This window comes from Sphingobacterium tenebrionis, assembly GCF_037126265.1.
Taxonomy (GTDB): domain Bacteria; phylum Bacteroidota; class Bacteroidia; order Sphingobacteriales; family Sphingobacteriaceae; genus Sphingobacterium; species Sphingobacterium tenebrionis.
In genome coordinates this window covers 56,750-62,921 of the sequence record NZ_JAYLLN010000024.1, presented here as the reverse complement: position 1 = coordinate 62,921, position 6,172 = coordinate 56,750, and the positions used below count along the sequence as shown (strand labels likewise).

The 6,172-nt window shown below is 37.3% G+C and carries 6 protein-coding genes; 3 read left to right on the top strand and 3 right to left on the bottom strand.

Annotation, left to right across the window (positions count from 1 at the left end; translation table 11 throughout):
- Window positions 1–173: 173 nt before the first annotated feature.
- On the bottom strand, window positions 174–866 hold the full coding sequence (locus VJ786_RS10665) for an SOS response-associated peptidase (RefSeq protein WP_336557694.1): 693 nt from the start codon (window positions 864–866) through the stop codon (window positions 174–176).
- A gap of 118 nt (window positions 867–984) precedes the next feature.
- Between VJ786_RS10665 and VJ786_RS10660 the strand changes: the two genes are divergently transcribed.
- Window positions 985–1,860 carry a DUF808 domain-containing protein gene (locus tag VJ786_RS10660; protein WP_099365991.1) on the top strand — a complete coding sequence of 292 codons (876 nt, stop codon included), beginning with the start codon at window positions 985–987 and terminating at the stop codon, window positions 1,858–1,860.
- A gap of 63 nt (window positions 1,861–1,923) precedes the next feature.
- Window positions 1,924–2,112 carry a hypothetical protein gene (locus VJ786_RS10655; protein WP_099365992.1) on the top strand — a complete coding sequence of 63 codons (189 nt, stop codon included), beginning with the start codon at window positions 1,924–1,926 and terminating at the stop codon, window positions 2,110–2,112.
- Window positions 2,113–2,142: 30 nt separating this feature from the next.
- On the opposite strand, the gene VJ786_RS10650 is transcribed toward VJ786_RS10655, so the two are convergent.
- Window positions 2,143–3,267, bottom strand: coding sequence for a hypothetical protein (locus VJ786_RS10650; RefSeq protein WP_099365993.1), 1,125 nt, complete (start codon window positions 3,265–3,267; stop codon window positions 2,143–2,145).
- Window positions 3,268–4,485 carry a glycosyltransferase gene (locus VJ786_RS10645; RefSeq protein ID WP_099365994.1) on the bottom strand — a complete coding sequence of 406 codons (1,218 nt, stop codon included), beginning with the start codon at window positions 4,483–4,485 and terminating at the stop codon, window positions 3,268–3,270.
- 114 nt (window positions 4,486–4,599) lie between these two features.
- On the opposite strand from VJ786_RS10645, the gene VJ786_RS10640 reads away from it, so the two are divergent.
- A complete protein-coding gene (locus VJ786_RS10640) occupies window positions 4,600–6,072 on the top strand; it encodes a glycoside hydrolase family 130 protein (RefSeq protein ID WP_099365995.1) in 1,473 nt (490 codons plus the stop codon).
- The last annotated feature ends 100 nt before the right edge of the window (window positions 6,073–6,172 follow it).

Here is a 6,172-nt window from a genome sequence, read left to right as displayed (position 1 = left end):
ATGCACTATACGATAGTCCGGTCAAACTGCAGAATGGTCAATGAACTAAGTTACTAAATGTCATCACCTTCCGATAAATTTAGTTCAAATTTTTAATTCTCAGGATGACAAGCAAACGACGTTCAGGATGACAAGCAAACTACGCTCAGGATGACAGGTAAGCGCTACTTTTACTAAACTGGGAATTGAATTTCTGGACGATCTGTTTCTTCATTCCGAGCACCCGTAACCCGATAAACCTGATGGCTTCCCAAATCATGTGGATAAGGTTTGATCAACTCCTGAATATCTTCTTTCCGATTGGCAAACAGCCATTGATCTTGTTTATCTTCAGGAATAATCAACGGCATTCTTTTTTTAAGATTATGGATTTCCTCCAATAGGGGGTTAGCAGGGGTCGTAATAATAGAAAAAGTAGGATAGGTCTCTCCAGTCTGCTGATCTAAAAAATCAGCATATACAATCCCTAAGGTCATGATTTCTTTATTGGGCGCATAGATAAAGTAATTATCGGAGACTTTGCTGCCTTTGACCTGATGCGGTTCATAAAAACCAGTCACATAAAGCAATCCTCGATTTTTAAGGATATAGTTCTTGTAAGAAGCCTTCTCAAAGATACTTTCTCCCTCGGCGTTCAAGGTATTTGCATATTTGGCCGCATCGGCTTCAGTCTTTACCCAAAATGGAATAAGTTTCCATCTTGCCGACTCAATATGATTCTCCCGTGCATTTAAGGTGACAGGTAAGAAAGGCCTGCTAAAACCTGAAACATGAAAAATCTCCTTATCATTCTCATAGGTGATTTTCTTTTTTGGATACTTATTCTTCAAATCAGATTTCGATGGAGCGCCAGTATGATAACACATAGGATTTTAATTTTTATGAAAATACAAAAAAGCAAAGAATGATAAACATTTAAAATAGATATTCGTTTCCTCAATTAGAAGTTTTATTTTAGGAAAAAAATTACATTAACAGAGACATATGGCATCAGGAATATTTGCAGTTTTAGACGATATCGCAGCATTGATGGACGACGTGGCGGTAGCCAGTAAAATCGCTACACGTAAAACGGCTGGAATTTTGGGAGATGATTTGGCCGTGAATGCTGAGAAAGCAACCGGTTTTCTAGCATCTCGAGAAATCCCCGTTCTTTGGGCTATTACCAAAGGATCCTTCATCAACAAACTTATCATAGTACCAATCGCCTTATTATTGAATGCTTTTTTTCCGGTGATTATAAAATATATCCTCATCCTGGGAGGTCTATACCTCGCTTATGAAGGCGCCGAAAAAATCATACATTATCTTTTCCATCGGGAGAAGAAAGGGGTTGAAGTCGTAAAGGAACAAGAAGAAGAGGGAGAGGCTTTGGAAAACGCAAAGATTAAATCAGCGGTTACTACAGACTTTATCCTATCCGTAGAGATCGTGATATTAGCTTTAGGAACCGTATTGGATAGCCCTTTAACTGTACAAATTCTTACTGTTTCCGTAGTAGCTATTTTGGCAACAGTAGGGGTATACGGCATTGTTGCCTTAATTGTCAGAATGGATGATTTAGGTTATAGTCTTATTAAACGTTCCAACGAGAAAGGGTTTGGAAATACAGTAGGAAATGCCCTTGTCAAGCTATTGCCCATTGTCATCAAAGCATTAGCCGTAATTGGTACAATAGCCTTATTATTGGTTTCCGGCGGTATATTTGTTCATAATATTGACTATTTCCACCATATGCTACCTAACGTTCCTGCTACATTAAAGGAGTTTGGATTTGGGTTAGTGATCGGTATCTTGGTGGTCATTGTGGTCACTATATTTAAAAAGATATTTGGTTCATTCAAAGGCAAAAAAGCATAATTCGGATTCTACGTTCGAACAAAACTTTTAATTATCTGTTATTATGTAAAAGAACAGATAATTATGAGAAATGAAGACGAAAACAACAAGAAAGTAAATGCAGCCGATTCGGTCGATCCTACGGAAGCTCCAGAAATATTGGATAAAGAGGCAGATGATAAACCGGCAGCCATGAATATTAGGACAACCATTATTATAGCTGTGGTTATTTTGGCCATCATTTATGCTATTTATGAATTGTCAACAAAATAAAAAAGGAAGGTAATTGACCTTCCTTTTTTATTAAATATCTGTTTGCATCCTGCTGATAAGACCCTCTTTAAATATCATTTCCTTGATCAATAAGTAAGACATCCAAAAGGATATATTGCTTTCTGCACCTTGATTTTTGTTCACGCCATAACTTTCTAATCCATCATAACACGAATTATCCTGTGCATTGAATAAACTCATCCTTTGATCGTTCAAACCTAAATACCACAGAAACGAACGTTTGATCCTGTCAATATATAACGGATTGGGATCTATATTATAAACCTCTTGGTATAACCATAATATTCCGGGAATTTCAATAGGCTGTTGACCATAGGTGCATACTTCCCCATTTTTTTTCAACCAGTTCTCATTACCGATTAAGGAAAGATGATCTCCTCGAAATAGTATACTGTCTAAAAAGTCGAAACTTTTTTCAGCAATGATCAATAGTTCTTGATTATTTAGTTGTTTTCCAGCACGGAATAAGGCCAAGGGGATCATGGCATTATCATAGGAAATTATCTCTTCAAACCATGGCCATTCATCGGTAGCACACATCTGAAACTCCACTTCCAGAAATTTCGTTAAAGATTGAATAAGATTCAAAACATGCTGATCTTCAGGATATCTTTCCTGATAATGCAGTAAGCCTAATAGTGCATAAGAAATGGCCCTTGCCGATTTGAGTTCCAATAATTGATCTATGCCTCGGTCGAATATTCCACGCGCAACTGGCCAATAATGATCAAATGATTCATTCCCCAATAGGTAACCTAAGCACCAAATCGTACGGCCTTGACTGTCTTCAGAGCCTTTATCTTCCAAAAATCGAAGATCATAGGACATGAAATTCTTGAAGGATCCATCCTCATTCTGTGCATAGAAAATAAAGGAAAGATAGCTGGAGAACAAGGGATGTTCTATTCCGAGATTTTCCTGTTTTTGGGCCATCATTAATAATAATAAGGCCCTACAATTATCATCTATACAATATCCATGATGGTAATTCGGGATATTGAAACTGGCATGTTGAAAAATACCGGTTGAAGAACTAATTTTTTCGATATAGGAAAGATCAATCGTTGGATTACTGTAATAAAAGTTATTCAAACGCCGATCTATCTCTGCTGTATTTATTGTTAAAGTATCCATTTAATTATTTACAATGCTCCTTTGGGAAATCAATTTCATTCCCATGGGCAATATTTGATTTTTTAGATCCTTAATGATATTCTTAGATTTTGAAATTGGACGTTTTTCTATGATCGTATGGATCAATGCGATCTGTTTTTTACCAATATTTTTCCAGGTAATGGTCTTACCATAAGCTAATGCTTTCTCCCTGTAAGAAGCCATATGAAGAGGATCTTCCAAAAGTTGGTTGATGCTCAACGCCAATTGGTTGGCATTGTTGAAATCGAACAATTTACCTTTACCCTCTGCTAATAAATCAACAGCATACCAATATGGGGTCGAGAGAACAGCTGCTCCAGCACCTAATGCAAAGGTCAATGTTCCACTGCTGATCTGGTTTTCATTTGGATAAGGAGTTACATAGATATCACATGCCTTTAAATAGGTCTGTAATAATTTATCACTAGCATATTTATTTACAAATAATACCTTCCCATTCAATCCTAAATCTGCAGCTTGTTGCATCAAACTGTTCTTATAACTTTCGCCTTCGGCCAATAATACATTGGGGTGGGTCGCGCCTAGGATGATGTAAACAAAGTTATCATGTTTAACTTGGGATACCGCATCAATAGCTACTTCATAGCCTTTGTTCCGTCCTAATAAACCAAAAGACAACATCACTGTTTTATCTTCCAATCCGAGTTCCTCTTTTGCTTCTTGAGCGCTGATCTTAAAGTTGGGGATTCCATGGGGAATAACCTGTATCATGTGAAAAGGAACATGGTAAACCTGATTCAACATAGTGATGGCTCGTTTGGTCATTACCGTTATTTTATCACTTTTAGCAGCAATTTTTTGAATGACAGCCAGTTCATCTACCGATGGTTTTTCCAGAACGGTATGTAGGTTACTAATTAATGGAACCTCCAGTTCATTGATCAATTCCAAAATATAGTTACCGGCATCCCCAGCAAAAATTCCAAATTCATGCTGTAAGATGCAAGCATCATATTTTTGGGCATTGATCCATGCCGCAGCTTCTTTATAAGCTTGCCTCTCTTCTCTCAGCAACTTGTACTTGACCTCTTTGGGATGATTATGCTCTGATTGGTCAATCATCGCCAAAATATCCACTTCCTGACCGTTTGCGATCAAGGATTTATAGAGATCATGGGTAAAAGTTGCAATCCCACACTGCCGCGGAAGATATGTTCCAATAATTAATACTTTCATAGATATGCTTAAAATAAAATAGTTAAATGTATAAAGTGCATATGATTGCTTATCAATAGAACACTTTTAAAAAGATTTTGTTCTTTATGTATTATTTAATTAAAGAGGAGGCCAATGGGAATAACAGTAAATAGAAAAAACAGCTTTTTTAAACCAAAATTAGACCGTGTACTAGCGAGAAGATTTTTATTGCCACAGGAAAGGGCAAAAAAAATCGTAAACCGAGTTCTTGGTATGTCAGATGACCAAAAACTTGCCCTCATAACCCAGATTTTAAGGAATTATGCCCGTAGACATCGGAGTATCCTGAATGTTCTGGAAAAGAATTTCAACCTCATGGATAACACCTTCAAGGAGTTGAATCTGGATAAAAGAAAATTGACAGACATTGAAAAAATGCTGATAGGTTCCTATTTCACGATGGAATATTCCATTGAAGCAGCGGCCTACTTTAATCCGTCCATTATTTTATCACCGGACCAGACACAGACTCAGGAGGGGGAAAAGCGAGTAATCTTAAGTTTTCGTGCAGTAGGAGAAGGCCATTTATCTTCCATTGTGTTTCGGACGGCTATCATCGATAAGAATTTGGATATCCATCTGGATGAAGTAGGGATTTTATTGGATAAACCTAAGCATATCAAAAATCATCGGTATAAAAAGCAAGAATTTCTGGATAAATTATTTCAGCTCCATAAAGCCGAAGGGGAGATCGTGGAAGTTATAAAAAACAAATTTCCCGATACATTCACTTATGATGAATTAATCCGATATGTAAAGGAAATCCGTGGAGAAAATGAATTGAGTCCTGATAACGAAATCCTTATGCAGCAGATCCTGTGGGTCGCATCTTCTCATTATGAGATATCCTATTCCTTGGATACTTCCATTTCTGAAAGAGTCATCTTTCCCATCAGTGATACCGAAAAGAATGGGATTGAAGATGCCCGTTTTGTTCGATTTGTGAATGATCAAGGAAAAGTGACCTACTATGCGACCTATACGGCATATGATGGACATTCCATTTTACCGAAATTACTTTCCACCAAGGATTTTGTGAATTTTAAAATTCAACCGGTCAATGGAAAAATAGCTAATAAAGGTGCGGCATTGTTCCCCAGGAAAATAAAGGGTAAGTATGCGATGTTGTGTAGGGTCGATGGCGAAAACAGTTATATCGCCTATTCTGATTCGATCAATAATTGGCATGAAGATGTCATCCTTATTGCAGAACCCGAATATCCATGGGAATTTATCCAAGTGGGTAATTGCGGGTCTCCATTAGAAACGGATAAAGGATGGCTGGTTATTACACATGCCGTAGGTCCTATGCGAGAGTATGTGTTGAGTGCTTTATTGCTGGATCTGGAAAACCCAACAAAGGTTATCGGAAAGTTGAAAGAACCTTTACTTTTTGCTACAGAAGAGGAACGAAATGGTTATGTGCCAAATGTATTATATTCTTGCGGACAGATCATCCATAATAATCAATTGATTTTACCTTATGCTTACTCCGATCATGAATCGACTTATGCAACAATTTGTTTAGATGAATTGTTGAATGCACTTTTAGCTTCACCGGATTAATACTTGCAGGCGGGATAAGTACTTGTTTATGATTTAAGGACAACCATCTGGGCTGTGAGGTTTTCCATTTAAAGAAAGGGGCGAGATTCACTCGCCCTTA